The 21,496-nt window shown below is 65.0% G+C and carries 26 protein-coding genes; 16 read left to right on the top strand and 10 right to left on the bottom strand.

The annotated features are described in order from the left end of the window. Positions 1 to 127 precede the first annotated feature (127 nt). From AC5IJH_RS01475 to iscX, 8 genes are all read left to right on the top strand, one after another. Positions 128 to 625 (top strand): RrF2 family transcriptional regulator, encoded by a 498-nt coding sequence (locus AC5IJH_RS01475; RefSeq protein ID WP_491901012.1) that lies wholly within the window; start codon positions 128 to 130, stop codon positions 623 to 625. Between the two features lie 27 nt (positions 626 to 652). Next, complete coding sequence (locus AC5IJH_RS01480; RefSeq protein WP_491901013.1) at positions 653 to 1,969, top strand: IscS subfamily cysteine desulfurase; 1,317 nt, start codon at positions 653 to 655, stop codon at positions 1,967 to 1,969. 34 nt (positions 1,970 to 2,003) lie between these two features. Then, positions 2,004 to 2,426: a Fe-S cluster assembly scaffold IscU gene (iscU, locus tag AC5IJH_RS01485; RefSeq protein ID WP_491901014.1), complete on the top strand. Its 423-nt coding sequence runs from the start codon at positions 2,004 to 2,006 to the stop codon at positions 2,424 to 2,426. 8 nt (positions 2,427 to 2,434) lie between these two features. After that, a complete protein-coding gene (locus AC5IJH_RS01490; RefSeq protein WP_491901015.1) occupies positions 2,435 to 2,878 on the top strand; it encodes a HesB/IscA family protein in 444 nt (147 codons plus the stop codon). A gap of 75 nt (positions 2,879 to 2,953) precedes the next feature. Next, positions 2,954 to 3,619, top strand: coding sequence for a Fe-S protein assembly co-chaperone HscB (hscB, locus tag AC5IJH_RS01495; RefSeq protein ID WP_491901016.1), 666 nt, complete (start codon positions 2,954 to 2,956; stop codon positions 3,617 to 3,619). Positions 3,620 to 3,625: 6 nt separating this feature from the next. Then, the gene (gene hscA, locus AC5IJH_RS01500) at positions 3,626 to 5,563 is read left to right on the top strand and encodes a Fe-S protein assembly chaperone HscA (RefSeq protein ID WP_491901017.1); all 1,938 of its coding nucleotides are present in this window, start codon (positions 3,626 to 3,628) and stop codon (positions 5,561 to 5,563) included. 27 nt (positions 5,564 to 5,590) lie between these two features. Continuing rightward, a complete protein-coding gene (locus tag AC5IJH_RS01505; protein WP_491901018.1) occupies positions 5,591 to 6,034 on the top strand; it encodes a 2Fe-2S iron-sulfur cluster-binding protein in 444 nt (147 codons plus the stop codon). 31 nt (positions 6,035 to 6,065) lie between these two features. Next, positions 6,066 to 6,284, top strand: a complete 219-nt coding sequence (gene iscX, locus AC5IJH_RS01510) for a Fe-S cluster assembly protein IscX (protein ID WP_491901019.1) — start codon at positions 6,066 to 6,068, stop codon at positions 6,282 to 6,284. A 10-nt stretch (positions 6,285 to 6,294) separates the two neighbouring features. Here the strand turns inward: iscX and AC5IJH_RS01515 are convergent, their stop codons facing one another. Continuing rightward, positions 6,295 to 6,783: a YraN family protein gene (locus tag AC5IJH_RS01515; RefSeq protein WP_491901020.1), complete on the bottom strand. Its 489-nt coding sequence runs from the start codon at positions 6,781 to 6,783 to the stop codon at positions 6,295 to 6,297. Positions 6,784 to 7,204: 421 nt separating this feature from the next. On the opposite strand from AC5IJH_RS01515, the gene AC5IJH_RS01520 reads away from it, so the two are divergent. Further along, on the top strand, positions 7,205 to 7,402 hold the full coding sequence (locus tag AC5IJH_RS01520) for a hypothetical protein (protein ID WP_491901021.1): 198 nt from the start codon (positions 7,205 to 7,207) through the stop codon (positions 7,400 to 7,402). 81 nt (positions 7,403 to 7,483) lie between these two features. Here AC5IJH_RS01520 and AC5IJH_RS01525 read toward each other — a convergent pair whose 3' ends face one another. Continuing rightward, positions 7,484 to 7,627: a hypothetical protein gene (locus AC5IJH_RS01525; RefSeq protein WP_491901022.1), complete on the bottom strand. Its 144-nt coding sequence runs from the start codon at positions 7,625 to 7,627 to the stop codon at positions 7,484 to 7,486. 86 nt (positions 7,628 to 7,713) lie between these two features. Next, positions 7,714 to 9,315, bottom strand: coding sequence for a Na+/H+ antiporter (locus tag AC5IJH_RS01530; RefSeq protein WP_491901023.1), 1,602 nt, complete (start codon positions 9,313 to 9,315; stop codon positions 7,714 to 7,716). 84 nt (positions 9,316 to 9,399) lie between these two features. Here AC5IJH_RS01530 and AC5IJH_RS01535 point away from each other — a divergent pair, with 84 nt between their 5' ends. From AC5IJH_RS01535 to AC5IJH_RS01550, 4 genes are read left to right on the top strand one after another with little or no spacing between them, the layout of a single operon-like run. After that, a complete protein-coding gene (locus AC5IJH_RS01535; protein WP_491901024.1) occupies positions 9,400 to 10,578 on the top strand; it encodes a M24 family metallopeptidase in 1,179 nt (392 codons plus the stop codon). A gap of 47 nt (positions 10,579 to 10,625) precedes the next feature. Continuing rightward, entirely contained in the window at positions 10,626 to 11,072 is a 447-nt protein-coding gene (locus tag AC5IJH_RS01540) for a DUF6677 family protein (RefSeq protein WP_491901025.1), read from the top strand. After that, positions 11,069 to 11,251, top strand: a complete 183-nt coding sequence (locus AC5IJH_RS01545) for a hypothetical protein (RefSeq protein ID WP_491901026.1) — start codon at positions 11,069 to 11,071, stop codon at positions 11,249 to 11,251. Before AC5IJH_RS01540 ends, AC5IJH_RS01545 begins: the two co-directional genes overlap by 4 nt. Positions 11,252 to 11,262: 11 nt before the next feature. After that, entirely contained in the window at positions 11,263 to 11,859 is a 597-nt protein-coding gene (locus AC5IJH_RS01550) for a peptide deformylase (protein ID WP_491901027.1), read from the top strand. 97 nt (positions 11,860 to 11,956) lie between these two features. Here AC5IJH_RS01550 and AC5IJH_RS01555 read toward each other — a convergent pair whose 3' ends face one another. The 5 genes from AC5IJH_RS01555 to scpB all read right to left on the bottom strand — a co-directional run bounded on the left by AC5IJH_RS01555 (position 11,957) and on the right by scpB (position 17,657). Then, the gene (locus tag AC5IJH_RS01555; RefSeq protein ID WP_491901028.1) at positions 11,957 to 12,910 is read right to left on the bottom strand and encodes a GNAT family N-acetyltransferase; all 954 of its coding nucleotides are present in this window, start codon (positions 12,908 to 12,910) and stop codon (positions 11,957 to 11,959) included. 101 nt (positions 12,911 to 13,011) lie between these two features. After that, positions 13,012 to 14,805: an ArnT family glycosyltransferase gene (locus tag AC5IJH_RS01560; RefSeq protein ID WP_491901029.1), complete on the bottom strand. Its 1,794-nt coding sequence runs from the start codon at positions 14,803 to 14,805 to the stop codon at positions 13,012 to 13,014. A 154-nt stretch (positions 14,806 to 14,959) separates the two neighbouring features. After that, positions 14,960 to 15,481, bottom strand: a complete 522-nt coding sequence (msrA, locus tag AC5IJH_RS01565; protein WP_491901030.1) for a peptide-methionine (S)-S-oxide reductase MsrA — start codon at positions 15,479 to 15,481, stop codon at positions 14,960 to 14,962. A 26-nt stretch (positions 15,482 to 15,507) separates the two neighbouring features. Beyond that, a complete protein-coding gene (locus AC5IJH_RS01570; protein ID WP_491901031.1) occupies positions 15,508 to 16,479 on the bottom strand; it encodes a pseudouridine synthase in 972 nt (323 codons plus the stop codon). Then, positions 16,476 to 17,657, bottom strand: coding sequence for an SMC-Scp complex subunit ScpB (gene scpB, locus AC5IJH_RS01575; protein WP_491901032.1), 1,182 nt, complete (start codon positions 17,655 to 17,657; stop codon positions 16,476 to 16,478). Before scpB ends, AC5IJH_RS01570 begins: the two co-directional genes overlap by 4 nt. Positions 17,658 to 17,963: 306 nt before the next feature. Between scpB and AC5IJH_RS01580 the strand changes: the two genes are divergently transcribed. After that, on the top strand, positions 17,964 to 18,752 hold the full coding sequence (locus AC5IJH_RS01580; protein ID WP_491901033.1) for a hypothetical protein: 789 nt from the start codon (positions 17,964 to 17,966) through the stop codon (positions 18,750 to 18,752). 10 nt (positions 18,753 to 18,762) lie between these two features. Here the strand turns inward: AC5IJH_RS01580 and AC5IJH_RS01585 are convergent, their stop codons facing one another. Then, positions 18,763 to 19,158, bottom strand: coding sequence for an ArsR/SmtB family transcription factor (locus AC5IJH_RS01585; protein WP_491901034.1), 396 nt, complete (start codon positions 19,156 to 19,158; stop codon positions 18,763 to 18,765). Positions 19,159 to 19,235: 77 nt separating this feature from the next. Here AC5IJH_RS01585 and arsM point away from each other — a divergent pair, with 77 nt between their 5' ends. Then, positions 19,236 to 20,144, top strand: coding sequence for an arsenite methyltransferase (gene arsM / locus AC5IJH_RS01590; protein ID WP_491901035.1), 909 nt, complete (start codon positions 19,236 to 19,238; stop codon positions 20,142 to 20,144). A gap of 5 nt (positions 20,145 to 20,149) precedes the next feature. Then, positions 20,150 to 20,554, top strand: a complete 405-nt coding sequence (locus AC5IJH_RS01595; protein ID WP_491901083.1) for an arsenate reductase ArsC — start codon at positions 20,150 to 20,152, stop codon at positions 20,552 to 20,554. A gap of 31 nt (positions 20,555 to 20,585) precedes the next feature. Here the strand turns inward: AC5IJH_RS01595 and AC5IJH_RS01600 are convergent, their stop codons facing one another. Continuing rightward, positions 20,586 to 21,434, bottom strand: coding sequence for a class I SAM-dependent methyltransferase (locus tag AC5IJH_RS01600; RefSeq protein WP_491901036.1), 849 nt, complete (start codon positions 21,432 to 21,434; stop codon positions 20,586 to 20,588). Between the last annotated feature and the right edge of the window lie 62 nt (positions 21,435 to 21,496).

Below are 21,496 nucleotides of genomic sequence, written 5' to 3' on the forward strand. Positions count from 1 at the left end.
AATTATTAGCGTTCAGGCGTCCTCCGCCTTGAATGTGGGGGTAGCGGCTCCTATACTGGAAATGCGACCGTAAGGGTACGAGTTTCACCCCAAGTGGGGCGGGACCCCTCTCCCGGCGCTTGCCATCATGCTCCGACTGACCAAAAAAGCCGACTACGGACTCATGGCGCTCAAGTACCTAGCCGAGCACCGCGACCGGCCCTCGCTCAGTGCGAAGGACATCTCCGAGGCTTACGGCATTCCGCCCCAGTTGCTGGCGAAGATTCTGCAGCGGCTCACCAAGGTCGGCCTGCTGCGCTCGCACGCTGGCATCAACGGCGGTTACTCACTCTCCCGGGACGCGGACGCCATCACGGCCTTCGAAGTGATCCACGCCATCGACGGCCCTCTGTTCATTACTTCCTGCGGCGGACCGACCACGGGCTCCACCCGCTCCTGCGACCTTCTTGAGAGCTGCACCATCAAAGAACCGCTCAGCAAGGTCAACGACAGCATCTCGGATCTGCTCAAGGCGATCCGTATCGCCGATCTGGTGGACAGCGTCCCCTTCGACCTCCGGAAACAGAATCGGCGGCATCACCCTCAGCCCAGCGGCGAACAACACCCTCTGGTCACACTCGGCTAGACGCAACCAATAGCAAGGGACGACATCATGAGCAGGAACACCTTCGACGACGACTCCACCGCAGTACCAGCCGCTACCGCAGCGGTTGCGGCCGACGGCAATGCCAACACCACGACCGGCCCGCACGGCGTCAAGCTGCCCATCTACATGGACAACCACGCCACCAGCCCGCTCGACCCGCGCGTGCTCGAGGCCATGATGCCCTACCTGACCGGCATCTTCGGCAATGCGGCCAGCCGCAACCACGCCTTCGGCTGGGAAGCGGAAGAGGCGGTCGAAACCGCCCGCGGCCAGGTTGCCAAGCTCATCGGCGCCACGGCGAAGGAGATCATCTTCACCTCCGGCTCCACCGAGAGCAATAACCTCGCCCTGAAGGGCATCGCGGAGATGTACCGCGAGCGCGGCAACCACATCATCACGCAGGTGACGGAGCACAAGGCTGTCCTCGATACCTGCAAGCGGCTCGAAAAGTCCGGTTACCGGGTCACCTATCTGCCAGTGAAGGCTGACGGCCTGATCGATCTCGAAGACCTGAAGCGCGCCATGGATGACAAGACCATCCTGGTCAGCATCATGTTCGCGAACAACGAGATCGGCGTCATCCAGCCAGTCACCGAGATCGGCAAGCTCTGCCACGAGCGCAATGTGATCTTCCACACGGACGCGGTCCAGGCTGTCGGCAAGATTCCGGTCGACGTGCAGTCGATGAACATCGACGTGCTCTCGCTGACGGCGCACAAGCTCTACGGCCCCAAGGGTGTTGGCGCGCTTTACGTTCGCCGCCGCAACCCGCGTGTCCAGATCTCCGAGCAGATCAACGGTGGCGGCCACGAGCGCGGCATGCGCTCCGGCACGCTCAACGTTCCGGGCATTGTTGGCCTCGGCAAGGCCTGCGAGATCGCCGGCCAGGAGATGGCGAAGGAGGCCGAGCGCCTCAGCCATCTGCGCGACAAGCTCCAGGCGAAGCTCGAGGGTGCGCTCGACTATATCCACGTCAACGGCTCCATGGATCACCGTCTGCCCAACAACCTCAACATCAGCTTCGTCTACGTTGAGGGTGAGTCTCTGCTGATGGGTATCAATGACGTCGCGGTTTCAAGCGGTTCGGCCTGCACCTCCGCGACGCTTGAGCCATCGTATGTATTGAAGGCGCTGGGCCTGGGCGACGACGTCGCACACAGCTCCATCCGCTTCGGGCTGGGTCGCTTCAACAGCGAAGCCGAGGTGGACTACGTGGCCGACAAGGTCATCGACATTGTGCAGAAGCTGCGTGAACTCTCGCCGCTCTACGAGATGGTCAAGGAAGGCATCGACATCTCGAAGATCGAGTGGCAGGCGCACTAAACCGATTCGGATACACGTTTCACAGGAGAAGCAAATGGCATACAGCGACAAGGTAATCGACCACTACAACAATCCCCGCAACGTCGGACAGATGGATAAGTCGAGCGAGTCGGTGGGCACCGGCCTGGTCGGGGCGCCCGAGTGCGGTGACGTGATGCGCCTGCAGATCCGTGTCAACCCGGAGACGCAGGTCATCGAAGAAGCCAAGTTCAAGACCTTCGGCTGCGGTTCGGCCATTGCCTCCTCGTCGCTCGCGACCGAGTGGGTTAAGGGCAAGACCGTCTCCGAGGCGCTCGAGATCAAGAACACGGACATCGTGAAGGAGCTCGCGCTTCCCCCGGTGAAGATCCACTGCTCCGTGCTGGCCGAGGACGCGATCCGCGCCGCGATCGGGGACTGGAAGAAGAAGAACGGCGTGCCTGACACGGAAGCCGTGCCGGCCACGGCGGCGAAGTAACAGGAACGATGGCAGATACCGCAGCAGATTCGGGAACGCAGCCGGTGGTGGGCATCACGCCGGCTGCAGAGCAGGCTGACGCGCCGGCACCGGCCAGCAGCAGCGGACCTCGCAAGCCCGGCATCGAGGTCACGCCTCGCGCCGTTACGCGCATCCGCAGCGCCATGGCCAATGAAGGCATCTCGCCTGCAGAAGGCGGGCTGCGCCTCGGCATCTTGGGCGGCGGCTGCTCCGGCCTGTCCTACTCGATCCGCTTCGATACCCAGCCGCGCGAGCGCGACCGCGTCTTCACCTACGACGGCGATGTCCGCGTCTTCATCGACCCGAAGTCCTTCCTCTACCTCAGCGGCATGATCCTCGACTACGAGGAGACGCTGATGCGGCAGGGCTTCAACTTCATCAACCCGAACTCCAAGAAGTCCTGCGGCTGCGGCACATCTTTCTCGGCCTAGCTTCCCCGCCCAGTCCGGAGCGCCAGTCAGGACTCGGCTGCCATTCCGCGGGCCTTCGCTTCAGTTTGTACGCCTATGCAGACTTCGCCCCCTACCCCTCAGCCCGCGCACGCCCCTGAGCTCGAGACCTATTTCTCGCTCTTCCAACTCCCGCGCAAGCTGAACGTCGACACCGCAGCACTCGAGCGTGACTTCTACCGCCTCAGCCGCAAGCTGCACCCGGATCTCTACGCACGCAAGAGCCCGGAAGAGCAGGCCTGGAGCCTCCGCCAGAGCTCGCTGCTGAACGACGCCTACCGCACGCTCAAGGATCCCGTCGCGCGCACCGCGTACCTGCTCAAGCTCGAAGGGCTCACCGTCGAAGACGAGAACACCGAGTCGCGGGAGACCGCGAAGAAGCAGAACCGCGTGCCCGCCGACCTGCTCGAAGAGGTCTTCGAGCTCAATATGCAGCTCGAAGAGATGCGCGCCAACGTCAAGATGGGTGAAGACGACCCGACGCTGCGCGGCGATCTCGAACGCGCGCAGCAGCAATTCCAGTCCATGCTCGCCGCTGTTGACAGCGACCTGCGCACCGCGTGGACCGCGTGGGACGCCGCGCTTGATGCGCACGACACCGCCACGCTCGATCAGCAGAAGACCGTTATGCTCGCCCTGCTTGATCGTCGCAGTTATCTGCGCAACCTGTTGCGCGAAGTTGAATCCGTGCTCACGCCCGCAGCGAGCGGCCACACGCTTTAGGAGACCATGCCCACACCAGAGACAGCCCGCGTCGTCGGCATCGACCTCGGCACCACCAATTCGCTCGTTGCCTTCATGCAGGGCGATCAGCCGCAGGTCATCCCCGGTGAGGACGGCTCAAAGCTCGTCCCCTCCGTCGTCGCCATGCCGGCCAGCGGCAAGGAACGCATCATCGTCGGCAACGCTGCGCGCACATCGCTGCTCACCACCCCCGAGCGCGCCGTCTACTCCGTAAAGCGGCTCATGGGCCGCGGCGTCGAGGATGTCAGCGACGAGATCAAGCTCTTCCCCTTCCGCCTCGCGTCCGACATTCAGCCGGGCGAAGTGCTGCGGCTCGACATCGGCGACCAGCAGTACACGCCACCCGAACTCTCCGCCTACATCCTGCGTCAGCTCAAGCGCAACGCGGAGCGATACTTCGGCGCGCCGGTCACGCAAGCCGTCATCACGGTGCCCGCCTACTTCAACGATGCGCAGCGCCAGGCCACCAAGGACGCGGGCCGCATGGCCGGCCTTGAAGTGCTGCGCCTGGTCAATGAGCCCACCGCGGCCGCACTCGCCTACGGCCTCGATCGCCAGCGTGATGGCATCGTCGCTGTTTATGATCTCGGCGGCGGCACGTTTGATATCTCGATCCTCAAGCTGCACGAGGGCATCTTCGAAGTGATCGCCACGAACGGCGACACGCATCTTGGTGGCGACGACTTCGACAACCTGCTGCTCGCCATCGCGCTCGACGAGATTGAGAGCGAAGAGAAGATTCCCGCGCGGCAGAACCCCGAGCTGGTGCAGGCGCTGCGCAAAGCCGTCATCGACGCGAAGATCGCGCTCTCCTCAGAGGAGATGGCGCGCCTCGATGTGCCGCTGCCCAATGGCACGCAGTACCGCCGAGAGATCGCGCGCGCGCAGTTCGAGCAGCTCATCACCCCGATTCTCGACCGCACCATCGAGCCCTGCCGCCAAGCCCTTCGTGATGCCGGCCTTAAGCCAGAGGAGATCGGCGAAGTCGTCCTCGTCGGCGGTTCCACGCGCATTCCACGCGTGCAGCAGCTCGTCGCCGATCTGTTCGCGCTGCCCTCACGCGGCAAGCGCCCGCACACCGAGATCAATCCCGACGAAGTCGTCGCGCTCGGCGCAGCGGTGCAGGCCAACATCCTTGGTGGCGGCTCGGCCGCAACAGAAGAGATGCTGCTGCTCGATGTCACACCGCTCTCGCTCGGCATCGAGTCGCTCGGCGGCGTGGTTGCGAAGATCATTCAGCGCAACTCCACCATCCCTGCCTCCGCAACCGAGCACTTCACCACAGGCGTCGATGGTCAGACCAATGTCGCCATTCACGTCGTGCAAGGGGAGCGCGAGCTCGCGAAGGATTGCCGCTCGCTCGCCCGCTTCGACCTCAAGGGCATACCGCCCATGTCGGCTGGCCTGCCACGCATCGAGGTCAAGTTCCTCATCGACGCGAATGGTCTGCTCCATGTCTCTGCGGTCGAAGCACGCAGCGGGCAGCAGGCCGAGATCGAAGTAAAGCCTACCTACGGCCTCACCGACGAGCAGGTCGAATCGATGATCCTCGAATCCTTCGACAATGCCGAGCAGGACTTTCAGGAGCGGCAGCTCATCGAAGCGCGCAACGAAGCGGCCACCATCCTGGCCGCGGTGGGCAAGGCGCCGTCGCATCCTGCCTGGCAGCAGCTCACCGATGACGAACGCGCCAGCATCACGCGGCTCACCGCGCAACTCGAGCAGTTGCGCGAGGGCAGCGACCTCGACGCGATCCGCCACGGCACCGAGGCGCTCGATAAGGCAACGCATCGCTTCGCCGAACTGATGATGGACTCCGCCGTGTCCGGCGCCCTCCAGGGCGAAACCATGACCGCGGCTGGTGCGAAAATTGGGGAAGGGCCTGCAGCGCCGCACCCCATCGCTCCCGCTGACTTCCGCTAGCCCTACAGATCAAGAGAGCCAACACTTATGTCCGAGCCGAATCACAAGCCCGAGCCCGTCATCGATTTATCCAAGCCGCCTGCGCCGAACATGGTCCGCGTCACCTTCATGCCCGAGGGCCGCACGGTCGAGTTCGAGTACGGCACCATGCCATGGGACCACCACGGCAAGCCGATGTCCTTCCTCGACGTCGCCGAGAACTACAACATCTTCCTCGACCACGCCTGTGGCGGTGTCTGCGCCTGCACCACGTGCCATCTCTGGATCAAAGAGGGCGAGCAGAAGCTCTCGGAGCCCGAAGACGAGGAGCTCGACCGCATGGAGACCGCGGCTGACGTGCAGCTCAACTCGCGCCTCGGCTGCCAAGCCGTCATTACCGGCCCCGGCACTTACGTCGTCGAGATACCCGCGTGGAACCGCAACTACGTCTCCGAGGGCAAGCCGCTCACCCTTGCCGAGTCGAAGTCCTAACCGCGCCGATTCGTCACCGGAGGGAGCACATATGCCGCAGGAGATCACCTGGAACGATGCCGAAGAGATCGGCATCCAGCTGCAGGAGAAGCACCCTGAACTCGACCCGCTCGCGGTCCGCTTCACTGACCTGCATCGCTACGTCGTAGAGCTAGCCGGCTTCGCCGACGACCCGAACAAGTCGAACGAGGGCAAGCTGGAAGCTATCCAGATGGCCTGGTACGAAGAGTACAAAGACGCCAAGGGCTGAAGTGTATGTACTAGTTCCAGCGGTGGGCCGGCTCGGTCCAGCTGAACGCTGCCGGGATCACCCGTAGCTCCGCTGACGCCAGATCGTCAAACGATACTGTCACGATGTCGAATCGCACCTGGCGGGGCTGCTCGCGCAGGCTGCTCATGTAGAGCCGCGCCATGCGCCGGATCGTCCGCCGCTTGTCTGCATCGACTGACGCCTCAGCGGTTGCCACCTCGAACCGGCTGCGCGTCTTCACTTCGACAAAGCAGAGCGTGTCGCCCTCCCAGCACACCAGGTCCAGGTCGCCGGGTTGCCGGCTGGAACGCCAGCGCCGCGCCACCACCATGCATCCCTGTCGCCGCAGGTGCAGGTAGGCTGCTTCCTCGCCCTTGTCGCCCAGCGACAGGTGCGCGTGCGCATCCGCCACGCCGCTGGCGTGTCGTCCCGACCAGCGGTCGATCGCCGGCAGCAGTAGCTCCAGCATCCGGATTCGGGTCGTGGCGAGGCGTGCCATGCACGCATCATGCGCGCAACTCCACACGGAGGGAACGTTACTTCTGTCGTAGAGGAACGCGACCGCAGAGGAAGTTCCCAATCGGGCCGCTAACAGGGTCACTGACCAGCCCGCCGTCACGCCCAATTCGGAACAGATCGGCCGCGTCCACCTGTGTGTCATTACCACCGGCACCCGACTCCCCCGGCTGGTGCATGAGGTTTCTGCAGCCGCCGCTGCTAGGCTCCTCCCCATGCAGACGTACCACGCTCTCGTCGCCGGCACTGTGCTCTGGTTGCTCGCGTCCGCCGGGTCCGCCGATGGGCGACTTCCCCTCCTGTTCGCTGCTAGCCTGACGATAGCTCTCTTGCTGTGCAGCCGGGCCCTGCGCCGCCGCCGTCAAAAGCTCTAGGACCGGCGCCCTGCCCCGGTCAGGAGTCAGATGGCCTCGCCGAACTCGCTCTCGTCAAAGACGTACTGGATCTGGTTTGCCGGCGCTCTTGTCTGGTGGATCAGCGCCGCGCTCGCCGTCCACTACAACCACAGGCTCCACGCCCTGCTCTCGCTCAGCGTCTCCGCGCTGTTCTTCATAGCCGGCATCGTGTGGATGCGCATGCCGCCCCCACCCCGCCGCCGCTGATCGTGCCAGACACACGCAAAAACGCCTTCGCTCCAGCCGATCTGGCGGAGTGAAGGCGTTCTCTGTTCCGGGCGCTACAGCTTAGCTCAGGTGTGGCGGATCGCCCGCCGGCCCCGTGTCTTCCTGGTGCGCGCTCTCGCTCAGCGGCTTGCCCTGCGTCGCCCAGACGACACAAGAGATAAAGATCAGCACCCCGATCGCGGTTTCAATCAGCCTTCCCGTCATCGTCCTTCTGGCTCCTCAGCGGCAATCAACTCTGCCCCCACTCTATCTGGTCCCGGTGGCAGCCTCAAACGCGGCACGGTGCCCGCTTAGTTCAGGAACCGTATATCCAGCAGGTCCAGCTCGCGTTCCAGCTTGCGCAGTACGTGATCACTCATGCGGTCTTCCGCCCGCATCCGGTCCAGGGCGTGGCGTTCCACTGTTCGTACTCGCGCGTTCAGATCGCGCGTGCTGCGCCACGCCGTGAGCTTCGCGTCCCCCGGCGCCTCGCCACCCTCGCAGAGCGCATAGAGCTCCCGGTAGTGATGCACTGCATCTTCCCAGACCTCTCGGTTGGCCCCGCCCTCCTGGTCCTCGACTGACTCCAGGTAGTCGAGAGCCGCCCGCAGCACTCGTTCGCGCGCCACTCGCTCTGCTTTGAGCAGCGGGTCCGCCTCGCACAGCCCCAACTGCCGGATCAACGAAGGCAGCGTCAGCCCCTGCAGCACCAGCGTCACCAGAATGACCGCAAAGGTCAGGAAAATGATGACGTTTCGCTCCGGAAACGGGGCACCGCTCTCTACCTCGCGCGGCAGAGAGAAGGCCGCCGCCAGCGCCAGGACGCCGCGCATGCCGGTCCAGCCGATGACGAATACGGCCCGTGTGCTCGGCCGCGGGTAGTGCTGCCCCAGCACGCGTGTGCGGATCGCATACGCGATTCGAGCCCCGGGAAACATCCAGAGCATGCGCAGCACGATCACCGCTGCGGACAGGATCGCCGCATCGCGCAGCAGCTCCAGGTGCCGCATCTCGCGGATCCCGTCCAGGATGAACGGCAACTGCAGTCCGATCAGGATGAACACCACGCCATTCAGCACAAAGTCCAGCGTGTTCCAGACTGCCGAATTTTCGAGCCGTGCCTCCGTCGTGAACACCTCTGACCGCTTCTGCCCCAGGTAGAGCCCGCACACCACGGTGGCCAGCGGGCCCGACGCATGCAGCGACTCCGCCAGCAGGTAAGAGATGTATGGCGCCATCAGGCTGAGCGTGATCTCGATCGGCGGGTCGGCCAGCCGCAGTTGCAGGCGATGGAGCAGCCACGCGGAGACGAAGCCGGTCAGCAGGCCGCACCCGACCAGCAGCACCAGCCGCAGTACGCCCTCACCCATGCCCGGGCTACGTCCGCTCACCACCAGGCCGGCAGCGAATTCGAGCGCCAGCAAGGAGCTCGCATCGTTTACCAGGCTCTCGCCTTCGAGTACGTCCACGATCGCGCGCGGCAGCCCCACTCGCGAGGCAATCGCGCTGGCAGCAATCGCGTCCGTGCTGCACACCACCGCGCCCAGCACCAGGCCAAGCCGCCAGTCGAAGCCGGGCAGAAGATAGTGGCTCGCCGCTGCCACCCCGGCCACCGTGAACCCGACCAGGCCGAACGCAAGCATGGTCACGCTCACCAGGTTGAAGCGGAAGTCGTGCCACGACGTGTTGAACGCGGCAGCGAACAAAAGCGGGGGCAGCAGGACAAGAAAGACCAGGTTCGGATCGAGCGAGATCCGCGGCAGGTTCGGCACAAAGCTCAACAGCAGCCCGCCGATCACCAGCACGATGGGGTACGGCGTGTGGAAACGGCGCGACAACGTCGTAAGCGCGCCCACCAGGAAGAGCAGCAACAGCAGGATCAGCTCGATGTGGTGAATGCCGCCGGCGTGCATCCTGCGCCCTCCCGCCCCGCGTCAGTCTAGCTGGTTCCGTCGCACGCCGGATCACAGTTCGGCGAGCGCTTACAATCGCAACGCATGCAACTCGATCGCATTCAGGCAGCGCTTGCGGAGGCCGGGCTCGATGGCTGGCTCTTCTACGACCACCACCACCGCGACCCCATCGCCTACCGCGTGCTCGGCCTGTCGCCGACGCTGCACGTCTCGCGGCGCTGGTTCTACTTCATCCCCGCGCAGGGTACACCGCGCAAGCTGGTTCATCGCATCGAGAGCCACCATTTGGACCCGCTTCCCGGCTCTGTTCGCGCCTACAGCACGTGGCAGGAGCTTGAGGCCGGCCTCGCCGAGCTGCTCACCGGCGCAACCCGCATCGCCATGCAGTACTCACCGCGCAACGCGATCATTTATGTCTCGATGGTCGACGCCGGCACCGTCGAGGTGTTGTGCGAGCTCGGCAAGACGATCGTCTCGTCCGCGGACCTGGTCAGCCGCTTTGAAGCCGTGCTCACCCCGGCGCAGGAGGCCAGCCATCGCGCCGCGCAGCAGGCGATCGACCCCATCCTCGATGAGGGCTTCCGCGAGATCGGACGTCTGGTTCGCAGCGGAGCTGCGGTCACGGAACACTCCATGGTGCAGTGGTTCCAGCGTGAGCTCGAAGCCGCTGGCCTGGCTTGGGACCATGGTCCGAATGTCTCCGTGAACGCGAACGCCGCCGACTCGCACTACGAGCCCAGTGCCGAACGCCACTCACCCATTCGCTCGGGTGACTTCCTGCTGATCGACATCTGGGGCCGCCCCCAGAACGCCGCGCCCGAGGCCACCTGCTTCTACGACATAACCTGGACCGGCGTCATCGATCGCGAACCCACCGCGGAGGAGCAGTCGGTCTTCACTGCTGTCCGCGACGCGCGCGACGCGGCGATCCAGGTTGTGCAGCAGGCGTTTGCCGCAGGCCGTCCCATTGCCGGCTGGGAGGCCGACGAAGCCGCCCGCCAGCTCCTGCGCGAGCGCGGCTATGCCGATCACTTCACGCACCGCACAGGTCACAACATCGGTGTCGAACTCCACGGCAGCGGCGCTCACCTCGACAACTTCGAGACGCACGACGAGCGCCTCCTGCTGCCGCACACCTGCTTCTCGGTCGAGCCTGGCGTCTACCTCGATACCTTCGGCTTACGCAGCGAAGTGAACATGCTCACCACGGAGCACAGCGCCGAAGTCACCGGCCGCGTGCAAACAGAGCTGGTGCGGGTGTAGGAGGGCAAAGCCGCTCCCGCCCGCTGGTACACTCAACGGAGACCCCGATGGCCACCACTCCTCCGGTCAAGACCACCACCGCCGGCACCCGCAGCGTTCCCGCCGCCGACCGGACCAAGTCCGCGCGCTTGCCGCTCGTCTCTGCAGCGCTGCTCGCCGGCTGGCTCATTCCCGGTGCAGGCCACGTGCTCACGCGCCGCTACGGCCGGGCCGCACTGCTCTTCGCTTCCATCGCGCTCATGTTCGTGCTCGGCCTGCTGATGCAGGGCAGGCTCTACGTCGCCAACACGGCCGACCCGCTTACCGTGCTTGGCTTCCTCGGCGACCTCGGCGCGGGTCTCCTCTATCTGGGTGGCCGCCTGTTCGGAGCGGGGCAGTTGCCGGCGCAGGTCGTCACCGCCGATTACGGCACCAAATTCATCGTCGTCGCCGGCCTGCTTAACGTGATCGCCGCAGTCGACGCACACAACCTCCGCATCGGACGCAAGCAGTGACTCTGACGCCCTCGCACTTCACCGCCGTGCTGCTCTTTGCGCTCTTCGCGTCGACCGTCTTTGGCATCACGCAGCGCAGCGACACCCGCGCGATGGTGCGCTACGGTGTCTACTGCTTCGTGCTCTTCATCGGCTCGGTGATCGCAGCCAGCTGGCTGATGTTCCTCGTTCATCGATAGAGCACGCACGCGTGCCTCAGCCGCTCTCCATCCTGCCGCTCCCGATCCTTACGCTTGGCGACCCGCGCCTCAAGACGCCGTGTGCGCCCGTTGTCGAGTGGAGCTCGACACTCGCCGGGCAGGTAGCCGCGATGCACGCGACACTGGCGGACTTCCGCACCCGCGCAGGCTACGGCCGCGCGATGGCCGCGCCGCAGGTCGGGCTCTTGCTGCGCATCGTGGTGATGAACCTGGGCGACGGCCCCCTCACGCTGCTCAATCCTGAGATCACGTTCCGCAGTGACGAGCAGTTCGAGCTCTGGGACGACTGCCTCAGCATTCCGGATCGCATCGTCCACGTGCGCCGTCACGCGAGCATCTCGGTCCTCTTCCGCGATCCTGACTGGCGCGAGCACACCTGGCCGCATCTGCCACGCGACTGCGCCGAACTGTTGCAGCACGAGATTGATCACCTCGACGGCATCCTGATGCTCGACCGCGCCACCAGCCCCGACGCCGTGCGCCCCCTTTCAGAGCGCGCCGCGTTGATCGATGCAGTGCGCAGGAATGAAGTGGGAGCACGGAATTGTCAGCAGCTCCTTCGCTTCGCTCAGGATGACACGCTGTGAGGAGGGCGTGGACTGCAGGAGTTTAGCCAGACATCCGAAGCTAGAAGCTAGAAGCTAGAAGCTAGAAGCTAGAAGCTAGAAGCCAGAAGCTGCCTTGCTACCTCTGCCACACCATCGCGTCGAACTCATGCCGCTGCTTGAATCCGAGCCGGCGGTAGAGCCCTACCGCCTCGTCGTTGCCCCCCGTAACGGTGAGCGACATATACGTGAGCCCCGCGGCCGCCAGCGCGCCCATGCACTGCTCGAGCAGCAGCCGACCCAGTCCCCCGCGGCGCAGCGCCGGCTCCACGCACAACTGCGTCACGTGGCCGGTGTCCGCGCTGACGCGTGAGCACAGCACCACGCCCGCAACCTGATCCGTGTCGCCGCGTGTCAACACCAGCGATCGCTCTGCGTCGAACTGTCCGCAGCCAGGAAAGCGAACGATGTTGTGCAGAAAGCGCAGCGAGCCGGTCGTAGTGCGGTACTGGTCGTTGATGACGCTGTCCAGGTGGCCCTGGTAGGCATTCGAAATCAGCCGGCCGGCCGCGGTGAAGTCGCCCTCGCGCCAGCTCCGGAGCCTCAGTCCTGCCGGCAGCGCTCCCGGCGGCGTGCGCGTCACGCCGGCCAGGGTACGCTCCATGAACAGCCGCGGATGCACGTCGAAACGGGCACGCCGGAACAGGTCAGTGAACTGGCCGCTCGGATGCAGCAGCAGCTGCGTTTCGATCCGCGCCGTGCCCGGCGTGTTCTGCAGCAACTCGACGGTGTGGCTCAGCAGCCGCTGCTCGATCCGAACCTGCGGCTCCTTCGCGCCCGCGCTCGCGAACACATCACCGATCACGGCCTTGTGCTGCTCGTAGACGCAGAAGACGTAACCGACAGGGCGACCATTCTCCGTCGCAACAAAGCCGGGCAGGATGCGCGAGTCGAGATAATCCAGCAGCAGGCCGGCCGAGGCGCGGTAGTCCCAGCGCAGCCGCGCCAGCCACAGATCGGTCTCTTCCCCCAGCAGTTCGCGCAAGGAAACAGCCGGGAAGTGGCGCAGGTCGAGCACATCCTGCTGAACCATCGAGCTTCTCGTCAACGACGCCAAACCGGGCCCCCGCGGTACCAGCGAGTGTAAGCGGAAGCTTCCCAGGGGCGCAAAGCCGAAACGCGCCTCTGCCGTGGTTACCGCCGCGGCGCGTTCAGCAGATCATCCGTGCCCAGCGCATCCACCTGGTACACCGACACCTTCTGCGCCGGATACGCGAACAGTGGATGATACGAGCGCGTCGCCAGCAGTGTCGCCATCGCTGGTTGTGCGATGTCGCGCACCACCAGCAGGTGGGCCTGCGGGGGCACGCCGTCCTTGTCGTAATCCAGCACTCGTTCGTTGCGATAAAACGACAGTCCGTATTCGAGATCGCGCCGCACGCGCAGCACGGCCACTGGTTCGTGTCCCGGCGTCATCTGGCTCAACTGCCGGGCCAGGGGGCGGGCCGAATACGTGAGGTCGATCAATTGGATCGTGCGCTTGGTGCGCGCAATCGCCGGGATGCCGAAGAACGGACCCACGCCGAACAGGAACAGCACCAGCACGACCAGCGGCACCATGGTGGCCGCGCGCAGCCGGGTCACACCCCAGCGTCCAACCGCCACCAGGATCAGCAGGGCGCTTCCCACCCCGGTGACAGCGGCCGAGAGCATCAGCCGCAGCGGCGGCCAACCCTGTTGCCCGCGCCACCCCTGTGCGTGCGCGATCAGCCATGGCAGCATCAGGACCAGCGACACCGTTACCCCGGCAAGCACGGCATGGAGTATCAGCAGCCAAGACCGGATGCCCTTGTCCCCATGCCGCAGCCGGTTCAAGTAGTCGCCCGTCAGGATGGTGAGCGGCGGCACTGCGGGCAGGATGTAGCCCGGCAGCTTCGAGCGCGAGAGCGAAAAGAACACCACGGGGAAGAGTGCCCACAGCACCAGGAACTCAGGAAACGCATCCCCACAGCGCGCATGGCTAACGTAGCGGTTCTTCGCCCAGCGCGCCCGCCACTCCCGCCCGCTCTCAATCGCCGCATCGACCAGCGCTCGCATGGCGACCACCGTCCACGGCATCAGCGCCAGCAGCATGACGATGATGTAGAACCAACCCGGCTGCTCGTGCTCGTAGATGTTCGTGGCGAAGCGCTCGAGATTGTGCTCGAGAAAGAACACGCGCAGGAACTGCGGATTGCGCTTGGTCACGGCGATGTACCAGGGCAGCACCATGGCGAGGTAGAGCGCCACGCCCGGCCACCAGATCGTGCGCCGCAACAGGGACCACTCCCGGCGCAGGGCGATGAAGGTCAGGATGATGGCGAGCGCCAGAAACGGGGCAACCGGCCCCTTGGCCAGCGTGGCCGCGCCATTGAAGAAGTAGAGGTCGAACAGCCAGAACTTCTTGTCGGTCTCATACCAGGCATACCAGCCCAGCATGCCGATGCAGAAGGGCGCCGCGAGCTGCATGTCCGTCGAGGCGCCGCGCGCGAACGCGATGATGCCGGCGCAGCTTGCCGTGATCAGGGCCGCGTCCAGCTGGCCGCCCGGCCGGAAGCGCCGGATGTGCAGATAGATCAGCGCGACCAGCACGAACGCGAAGCTGGCCGAGGGCAGGCGCGCTGACCAGTCATGCACGCCGAACTCGCGAAAGGAGAACATCGCGCGCCAGTAGTAGAGCGCCGGCTTCTCCAGCCATGCTTTGCCCCACAGCACGGGGGTGATGTAGTCGTGGCGGCCCAGCATCTCGCGCGCAATCTGCGCGTAACGCGGTTCATCGGCGCCGACCAGCCCCAGGCCGTCGCCGCCGAAGATCGGCACTAATCCATAGAAGAGGAAGAAAGCAGTGAAGACGAAGCAGACTGCGGTCTCGACAGAGAGACCAAGCGATGGAAAACGCGTCCACAGCGCTCTGGCCGGTCGCTGCCTCTGTCCCTCAGTCTCGTTCACGGTGGCTCGGCCTAAAGGCTATCAGATGGCCGTGAACGGCGTTGGAAGGAGCAACTAGGGATCAGGGACGGGCTGCAAACTCTCTCTCGCCTGACGCGAATTGCATTGCAAGGGAGTGAAGCTCTTGTTCACTGATCCTTATCCCCGATCCCTGCTAGATGTGACACGAGAGCGCGCCGCGCTTCTCCAGATACTTTTGGTGGTAGTCCTCGGCGCGCCAGAAGGTCGTCGCGGGCACCACCTGCGTCGCGATTGGCCGCATGTAGTGCTTGCTTGCGTTCAGGCGGGCGATGGTGTCCGTCGCTGTCCGCTCCTGCTCCGCCGAGTGGAAGAACACGACGGTCCGATACTGCGTACCCCAGTCGGGGCCCTGGCGATTCACCTGGGTCGGGTCGTGCAGCTCGAAGAAGAGGTCCAGCAGCGCCTGGTAGCTGACCTTCTCGGGATCGAACTTCAGCTCAACCACCTCGGCATGTCCCGTGCGGTCGGTGCACACGTCCTTGTAGCTCGGGTTGTCGACCGTTCCGCCCGCGTAGCCTACGGCTGTCTCCAGAACGCCTGGCACCTGCTGAAAGCGCGCCTCCACACCCCAGAAGCATCCTGCTCCAAACGTCGCTGTTTCCACCTTGTGTTCGTGATCCACTTCGTCCCTCGATTCGGTGTTGCCCGTAGCCATCTGATGCGCAGGCCCACTCACGGGTCTCAGCGGCCGCGGCCGCCCTGCGCACGCTCGGTTCGTTTCTTTGTAGTCCCGCGAAACTTTCGTTTCGTGGCTGCCGGCGGCAGGTTCCGCTCTTCGACTTTTCGCAACGCCTTGGGTGGTACCGGCGCCTTCTTGCGCGGACGCCCGGCGCGCTCGAGCCCCGCGACTTCCTTCGCATCCAGCTCACGCCACTCACCCGGTTCCACGTCCAGCACCAGCGTGCCGTAGCCCACCCGGCGAATCTTCTCCACGTGGTGACCGATCTCTTCAAACAGCTTGCGAATCTGGCGGTTGCGCCCCTCGGTCAACACCACTTCGTACCACGGGTTCTCTGCGTCCCGCATCAGCCGAATCGTTGCCGGCTCAGTCAGGACGCGGCCCGCGCCCTCACCCGGGCGCCCCCGTTCGATCATGATGCCGCTACGGATCTGCTCGATGGCCCGCTCCGTCGGCTGCCCGCTGACCTTGACGAGGTATGTCTTTTCGACCCGCGCTGCCGCTCGCGTCAGGGCATTGGCCAGCGCGCCGTCGTTAGTCATCAGCAGCAGGCCCTCGCTCTGGAAGTCCAGCCGGCCCACGGGAAACACGCGCGTGCCCACCCGCTCGAAGAAGCGCATCACGGTCGGCCGCTTCTCCGGGTCGGAGACGGTCGTGACGTACCCCTTCGGCTTGTTCAGCATGTAGTAGCGCGGTGCCTGTGGCCCTTCGAGCAGCTTGCCGTCCACCCGGATGTGATCCTTCGCCGCGTCGGCCTTGGCGCCCAGCTCCGTCACTATCTGGCCATTCACCTTCACCCGGCCTTCCGTGATGAGCGCCTCTGCCTTACGGCGTGAGGTCAGCCCGGCGGCGGCGATGATCTTCTGCAAGCGCTCCCCGGCTCCACTCCCTTGCCCGCCGGTCTTCTGGCCGCCACTGGCCTCGCTGTGGTTCTCCGATGTTGCGGTTTCGGGCTTTTTCTTCCGCTTGGTCACTCTGCCTCCGGCGCACGCGTGTCTGCCGTGTCATCTGCAGGCGGCTGTCCATCGTTCTCGGCCCCCGTCGGCGCCTCGCCCACCACAATCTCTGCTGCCTCGTCGATCAGGGCCGCGTTCTCTGTCGCCGGCACCTCCGCGGCAAGAGGATGTCCGGTCGTCTGATCGAACGGCTCGTCAGCCTCGGTCTCCATCTCGGCTCCTTGCTCGGATCTTTGCTCTTCCGATTCCGGATCCCTGGTCCCTGATTCCTCGCCGGCGAACCCCTGATGCCTGACCTCTGACCCCTGTTCCTCCACCCTCTCCGCCTCCGCCAGTTCGCCCGCCATCTTCTCGAACTCCTCCATCGACGGCAGCTCGTTCAAATCCTTCAACCCGAAGCGCAGCAGAAATTCCTTCGTCGTCTTGTAGAGGATCGGCCGCCCGATCACCTGCTTGCGTCCGGCAGTCGCGATCAGTTTGCGGGACAACAGGCTGCCCAGAACGCCGCCCGACTCGACGCCGCGAATTTCCGTGATCTCCGGCGCCGTCACTGGCTGCTTGTAGGCCACGACGGCCAGCGTTTCGAGCGCCTGCAGGCTCAGCTTCATTGGCGGTTTTAGGCTCTTTACGAAGGCGCGGATCGCGTCGTGATACTCCGGCTTTGTCGCCATCCGGTAGCCGCCCGCGATCTCGCGAATCTCCACCCCACGATCGGCCGCTGCCAGCTCGGCCATCAGCCCATCGAGTTCCTGCCGCAGGTAGTCGCGAATCGCGCGCTCCTGCTGCCGGACTGCGCGCTTCGCTTCGGCCTCGCTCGCCTCGGCACCGGGGGGAGCCGCCTCGGCCACGGCCTCCGCCGGCATTGTCGCGTCGGTGTCGCCCGGGAGGGTCGCCGCGCCATCGCCATCGCTCGCCGGCTCGCTGACTGCCGCAGCAACCTCTGCCAACGCCATGTCCAGCTCCCCGGTGGCCTCTGGTGCGTCCAGCCCAGGGATCACCTCTGGGGCGTCCGGCCCCCCGATCGCCTCTGGCGCGTCGCCATCCGCCGCAACGGCTTCATCCCTGGGACCTGGCGCCTGGGCCTTCTCGGCCAGCAGCTCGCGGACTTCATCCCCAAACACCGCGGCCAACTGAGGTAAGGTGACCGGCTCTTCGGCCGCGTACACCACTGATTCGATCTTTGCCCGTAGGCTCATTCCGTCCTGGTCATTCCGTGCTGAATAGCAGGGCGCGACAGCGCCTGTCTGCCTCCGTTCATACTAGCCTGCCGTGCAGCAGCTTCCAGCCAGCTTGCCTGCGCAGCGGGCCCTGGTGGCGAGCCATCGTGAAAGCCTCGCAGCGGCGGAGCTGTCCTCAAAAGCTGTTAGCGCGGCGGGCGCACCCAATGCAACGCCCTGGGGAAAAGCCGCGTCTGACAAGGTCTGGCTGCACCAGCACCGCTGCAATCGCCGGTCGGACGACGCGAACACCCCCGGAAGCTGCAGCAGAAATCAGAGATTCTCGTGCGACGACAGTCTGTAGTCCCTCTGCTCTGCCTGGCTCTCGGCGTCCTGATCCCCGCGATTGGCTGCCGCAGCAAAGACGCCACCGCCGAGATCCCGCCGCCCACTGCCGATCCGGTGCCCCCGCAGGTAAAGCCCGCGCCCTCCACCCCGCTCGATAAACAGGCTGCCCAGCTCGGCCAGCCGACGTGGAACAAGCAGTGGGATGTGTTCATCGAGCGCTCGCTGCCCAACGAACTGCTCAGCCACGAGGTGCCGCACGATGTACGCCGCTGGTGCCCGGCCTTCTACACCATGAGCGAGACCGACAAGCGTGCCTGGTGGGCCTACTTCTTCCAGGCCGTTGCCGCCGCTGAAGCCGGACTGAAGCCGACCACCAATGTCCGGCACAATGATCCGGAAGTCGCCATTAAGGACGACGTCACGGGCGAGATCACCCACCAGCAGGGGCTTCTGCAACTCACCTACCGCGACAGCGAGCGCTACGGCTGCGACTTCGACTGGAAGGCCGACCAGAAGCTGCCGCCACACGATCCGAACCGCACCATCCTCAACCCGGAGCGGAATCTCGCCTGCGGCATCCGCATTCTCGATCACCAGATCATCGAGCAGCACAAGCCTATCTACACCCGCACCTCGTACTGGGCCACGCTGCAGCCGGCGAACGCCAGCTTTCGTGTCTTCGAGAAGCAGATGACCAACCCGCCCGCGGCCTGCGGCTACAGTGAGCACACCCGCAGCACAGCCGCGCGGCCGCCGCATCGGGATCAGCAGTTGGCAGCAAAATAGCCACGCCATCTCATTGCTGCGCAGCCGCGGGCAGTGGCGCGCCTTCGAGCGCGGCGCTCCGCTGGGGCGCGCAGCAGGCTTTCGCCAGCCGGCGGCGGTCGGCTTGCATGGACGGCTCCTGCTCGAGCGCAGCCAGCGTCGCTAAAAGGATGCGCTGCGCTCCAGCATGCGGCGGTGTCACGCACCGGTAGTGCATCCATCGGCCCTCGCGCCGCGCTGCGACGATGCCTGCGCTTCGCAGATAGGCAAGATGCCGCGAGATCTTCGGCTGCGGCTGGCGGAGCACCTCGACGAAGTAGCAGACGCAGATCTCCTGCTCGCCCATCAGGTGCAGCAGGCGCAGGCGCGTGCCATCGCCCAGCGCTTGGAAGAAGCGCTCCAGGTCGAACTGGCGACTCTTCGGCATGGCTGTCATATTCGCATTGACAGATGCGAACGGGCAAGGATACATTCGCTGAAACAGATGTATTGAGGGTTGTCGCCATGTCCGAGCCGATTCTTGAAGCGGTCCGGTCGAAGTACGGAGCCATTGCCGCCAGTGATCTCTCCGGCCAGCACGCCGGTATTGAGGCCGTCGCTGCCGCCTTCGGCTACACGCCGGAGGAGCTCACCTCCATTCCGACCGGCGCGAACCTCGGCCTCTCCTGCGGCAATCCCACGGCGACCGCGCATCTGCGCGCGGGTGAGGTCGTCGTCGATCTCGGCTCGGGCGGCGGTCTCGATGTCTTTCTCGCTGCGCAGCGCGTTGGTCCGACGGGCCGCGCGATCGGCATCGACATGACCGAGGCGATGATCGAGCGCGCGCGTGCCAATGCCGCGACCGGTGGCTACACCAATGTCGAGTTCCACCACGCCACCATTGACGCGCTGCCGCTTGCGGATGCCTCGGTCGATTGCGTCATCAGCAACTGCGTCCTCAACCTCGTGCCCGACAAGCCGGCAGCCTTCCGCGAGATCTTCCGCGTGCTCCGGCCTGGCGGCCGCCTCGCCGTCAGCGACATCGCGCTCAAGGCGGAGTTGCCGGCCGCACTTGCAAACAGTCTTGCCGCGTATGTTGGTTGCATCGCGGGTGCGATCCCGATCGGGCAGTATCGCGATGGACTGCTCGCCGCCGGCTTTGCCTCGGTCGAGATCGTCGACAGCGGCTCTGATCTGAATGCCTACGCCAAAGTCGAGGGTCAGGCCGCGTGCTGCGCTCCGTCCGGCGATGGCGCTGCGTGCTGCGCGCCTGCGGCCACTACGGTGCACGAAGATCTTGCGGCGCTGCTGGCTGCTTACGACGTTAATCAGGCCGCGGCCAGCGTCCGCGTCTACGCGCTGAAGCCCGATGGAACGGCCATGCGCGAAAGGCCGTCAGCCGCCCCCTGCTGTGGGCCGGGTTGCTGCTCTTGAGCGAGCTGCGGATGTACCTCTTCGCCTGCGTGCACAACGCCGGTCGTTCGCAGATGGCAGCCGCGTTCTTCAATCAACTCGCCGATTCGATGCGTGCGCGAGCGATCTCCGCGGGAACGCACCCTGCCGAGCAAGTGCATCCCGTCGTGGTTGACGTCATGCGCGAGCTCGGCATCGAGCTTGCAGCGCAGCTCCCACAGAAGCTGACGCCCGCGCTCGCGGAGCAGGCCGCTATACTCATCACGCTCGGCTGCGGTGAAGAGTGTCCCTTCGTCCCCGGGTTGCGTCTCGAAGACTGGCCCCTGACCGACCCGCGCGATCAATCGATCGAAGCAGTGCGCGAGATCCGTGAAGCCATCCGTCAGCGTGTGCTCACGTTGTTGACAGAGGACGGACTGCTCCGAGCCTAGTTGGCGTGCTGCGATCGTTTGCTGCCGCTGTCTACCCCGCTTCGCACACTCCCATCGCGAAGCACAGCCGGCCCTCGCGAAGGTTGAGGCCGACATTGGCGACTGCCTTCAGGAAGGCTGCCCGGTCTACGCCGGGCAGCACCGTGACATTCGCGTTCGGTGCGTTGGGCGTCATCTGTGCCATGGAGGCAGCGACCTTTGGGGTCTCATCGCTCCATTGCCGCACTGCCAGGCCGCTCTGCTCATAGACTTGCCGCGTCGCCTCGGGTGTCAGCAGAAAGCTCGTCGCTTCGGAAGCCGCCCATGGTAAAGGAAACACCAGTGGTGACGTATTCGGTCCGGCAAGAATGTCGTAGAACGCAAAGTGCCCGCCCGGCTTGAGCACGCGCCGTAACTCACGGTAGAGGCTAGCGCGGTCGCGGATGTTCATGACCACGTGCTGCGTCCACACCAGGTCGAAGTGCGCGTCCGGGAAGGGAAGTGCGAGCAGGTCGCCGATCTGGTACTGCACCTGCTCCGCCAGCCCCACCCGCTCTGTAATCAGGCTTGCGCCCGCGACGAATGCCGGTGTCAGGTCGACGCCCGTGACATGGCAGCCGTAGGTCTCTGCCAGGAACCGCGACGGGCCGCCCAGCCCCGATCCCGCGTCGAGCACGCGCATCTCTCGCGTCACCCCGGCCATCTCGGCCAGCTCCCTGGTCGCAGCCAGCCCACGCACGTGGAACTGATCGAGCGTTGCGAGTTGCGCCGCTGTGGGAGAAACCGGTGCGCCGTCCTTGTGACCGAACGACGCGAGCGTCTGCCGCACCTGCTCGAGCATCGTTGCTTCGCTCGCTTCCGGCTCGTAGTGCCGGCGTACCGCATCCGCGCTCTCTGTCATTGCATCCCCCGCTGATCACCGGCAGGATAGTACGGCAGCACATGGAACAGGGGAAAATGAGC

The sequence above is a fragment of the Candidatus Dedyshia acidiphila genome (assembly GCF_051025295.1).
GTDB lineage: Bacteria > Acidobacteriota > Terriglobia > Terriglobales > Acidobacteriaceae > KBS-83.

Bases quoted from the DNA above. Each gene is read 5' to 3' on its own strand.
- AC5IJH_RS01475 (WP_491901012.1), top strand. From the start codon at position 128: ATGCTCCGACTGACCAAAAAAGCCGACTACGGACTCATGGCGCTCAAG.
- AC5IJH_RS01480 (WP_491901013.1), top strand. From the start codon at position 653: ATGAGCAGGAACACCTTCGACGACGACTCCACCGCAGTACCAGCCGCT.
- iscU (WP_491901014.1), top strand. From the start codon at position 2,004: ATGGCATACAGCGACAAGGTAATCGACCACTACAACAATCCCCGCAAC.
- AC5IJH_RS01490 (WP_491901015.1), top strand. From the start codon at position 2,435: ATGGCAGATACCGCAGCAGATTCGGGAACGCAGCCGGTGGTGGGCATC.
- hscB (WP_491901016.1), top strand. From the start codon at position 2,954: ATGCAGACTTCGCCCCCTACCCCTCAGCCCGCGCACGCCCCTGAGCTC.
- hscA (WP_491901017.1), top strand. From the start codon at position 3,626: ATGCCCACACCAGAGACAGCCCGCGTCGTCGGCATCGACCTCGGCACC.
- AC5IJH_RS01505 (WP_491901018.1), top strand. From the start codon at position 5,591: ATGTCCGAGCCGAATCACAAGCCCGAGCCCGTCATCGATTTATCCAAG.
- iscX (WP_491901019.1), top strand. From the start codon at position 6,066: ATGCCGCAGGAGATCACCTGGAACGATGCCGAAGAGATCGGCATCCAG.
- AC5IJH_RS01515 (WP_491901020.1), bottom strand. From the start codon at position 6,783: ATGGCACGCCTCGCCACGACCCGAATCCGGATGCTGGAGCTACTGCTG.
- AC5IJH_RS01520 (WP_491901021.1), top strand. From the start codon at position 7,205: ATGGCCTCGCCGAACTCGCTCTCGTCAAAGACGTACTGGATCTGGTTT.
- AC5IJH_RS01525 (WP_491901022.1), bottom strand. From the start codon at position 7,627: ATGACGGGAAGGCTGATTGAAACCGCGATCGGGGTGCTGATCTTTATC.
- AC5IJH_RS01530 (WP_491901023.1), bottom strand. From the start codon at position 9,315: ATGCACGCCGGCGGCATTCACCACATCGAGCTGATCCTGCTGTTGCTG.
- AC5IJH_RS01535 (WP_491901024.1), top strand. From the start codon at position 9,400: ATGCAACTCGATCGCATTCAGGCAGCGCTTGCGGAGGCCGGGCTCGAT.
- AC5IJH_RS01540 (WP_491901025.1), top strand. From the start codon at position 10,626: ATGGCCACCACTCCTCCGGTCAAGACCACCACCGCCGGCACCCGCAGC.
- AC5IJH_RS01555 (WP_491901028.1), bottom strand. From the start codon at position 12,910: ATGGTTCAGCAGGATGTGCTCGACCTGCGCCACTTCCCGGCTGTTTCC.
- msrA (WP_491901030.1), bottom strand. From the start codon at position 15,481: ATGGCTACGGGCAACACCGAATCGAGGGACGAAGTGGATCACGAACAC.
- scpB (WP_491901032.1), bottom strand. From the start codon at position 17,657: ATGAGCCTACGGGCAAAGATCGAATCAGTGGTGTACGCGGCCGAAGAG.
- AC5IJH_RS01585 (WP_491901034.1), bottom strand. From the start codon at position 19,158: ATGCCGAAGAGTCGCCAGTTCGACCTGGAGCGCTTCTTCCAAGCGCTG.
- arsM (WP_491901035.1), top strand. From the start codon at position 19,236: ATGTCCGAGCCGATTCTTGAAGCGGTCCGGTCGAAGTACGGAGCCATT.
- AC5IJH_RS01600 (WP_491901036.1), bottom strand. From the start codon at position 21,434: ATGACAGAGAGCGCGGATGCGGTACGCCGGCACTACGAGCCGGAAGCG.